This window comes from Bradyrhizobium sp. OK095, assembly GCF_900109945.1.
In the GTDB taxonomy this organism is placed as follows: domain Bacteria; phylum Pseudomonadota; class Alphaproteobacteria; order Rhizobiales; family Xanthobacteraceae; genus Bradyrhizobium.
Genome location: NZ_FOBX01000044.1, coordinates 1 through 1,379, shown reverse-complemented (window position 1 = coordinate 1,379; position 1,379 = coordinate 1). Strand labels below are relative to the sequence as shown.

Genomic DNA, 1,379 nt, shown 5'->3' with positions numbered 1-1,379 from the left:
TGGACTGCACCCCTCGAGTGAGACACGATAATCTCGGTGACAGGCATTCCGAGGATGACCTGTGGCAGCAAGAGGGAAGAACCGTCAGTTTCCGACGGCTTACAAACTGAAGGCGATCAAGCGTGTCGAGCGAGGCGAAGGCGTTCTGCCTGTGGCGCGCGAGCTTGGGATATCCCGCAAGATCCTGCATGACTGGATCAAGGCCTGGAAGGCCCGAGGACCGGAGGGATTGAACCGGAAGCCGGGACCGAAGCCCGGCCCCCGCAAGCTCAAGGCTCCAGCGACCTATGACGATAAGCGGTCTGCGCTGACGCTGGCGAATGCTCGTATCGTCGAGCTCGAACGGCTGGTTGGCCGTCAGCAGATGGATCTCGATTTTTTTCGGCAAGCCTTGCGCGCATTGGAGCGGCCGGCAGCGCAAGGCAAACCCGTACCCGCATCATCGAAGTCATCCAAACGATGACATCGGAGGCAACGGCGTCCCACGTCGACGTGCAACGGCTCTGCGGTCTGGCCGGTCTGCCACGCGCGACCTATTACCGGCACCTCAACAAAAGCAGTCGTGAGACGGCCGACTGCGAACTGCGCGACCAGCTCCAACGCATTTGCCTCAAACATCCGTTCTACGGCTACCGGCGCGTGACGGCTACCATTCGACGCAAAGGCATGGTCGTTAATGCCAAGAAGGTGCTCAGGCTGATGCGCGAGGATAACCTTCTCGCACAGCGCAAGGCCCCATTCCTGAAGCCGCCTGCGGAGCGACCAAGGGACATTGTCGTCGTCCCGAATCTCGTGCGCGGCCTGGTGCCGTCCGCTCCCGATCAGATCTGGGTCGCGGACATCACCTACGTCCATCTCGCCAGGACCTTCGCCTATCTCGCGGTCATCCTCGACGCCTTCTCGCGCAAAGCGGTTGGCTGGGCCTTCGAGAGCACGCTCGATGCTTCACTCGCGATCACGGCATTGGACAGGGCAATCGAGGCCCGCAAGCCGCAACGGGGCAGCCTGATCCACCACTCCGATCGCGGCGTGCAATACGCCTCGATCGCCTATCGCCAAATATTGGCTGATCGTGACATCACGATCAGCATGAGCCGGCCAGGCAACCCCTTCGACAACGCCAAGGCTGAGAGCTTCATGAAGACGCTCAAGGCTGAGGAAGTTAACGGGAAGGCCTTCTCCGACATCCGAGATGCGCGCCGCCGGATCGATAGCTTCATCGCGGACGTCTACAACAAGGAACGTCTGCACTCAGCGCTCGGCTACCGATCTCCCCTTGAGTTCGAAGCCGCGTTCGCGCAAAACAAGGCAAGATAAAACGTCGTGGCAACCGCCCTGTCACCGAGATTATCGTGTCTCACTTGAGGGGTGCAGTCCAG

2 protein-coding genes are annotated in these 1,379 nt (G+C 60.6%); both read left to right on the top strand.

Features of this window, described 5'->3' with window-relative positions; translation table 11 throughout:
* The first annotated feature begins 61 nt into the window (after window positions 1–61).
* On the top strand, window positions 62–463 hold the full coding sequence (locus BMW89_RS37100; RefSeq protein WP_092035274.1) for a helix-turn-helix domain-containing protein: 402 nt from the start codon (window positions 62–64) through the stop codon (window positions 461–463).
* Complete coding sequence (locus BMW89_RS37095) at window positions 460–1,317, top strand: IS3 family transposase (protein WP_092035273.1); 858 nt, start codon at window positions 460–462, stop codon at window positions 1,315–1,317. The genes BMW89_RS37100 and BMW89_RS37095 overlap by 4 nt, the downstream gene beginning before the upstream one ends.
* Window positions 1,318–1,379 lie beyond the last annotated feature (62 nt).

What these genes read in the sequence shown, in the direction of transcription:
- BMW89_RS37095 (WP_092035273.1), top strand. Translation starts at nt 460, where the DNA reads ATGACATCGGAGGCAACGGCGTCCCACGTCGACGTGCAACGGCTCTGC.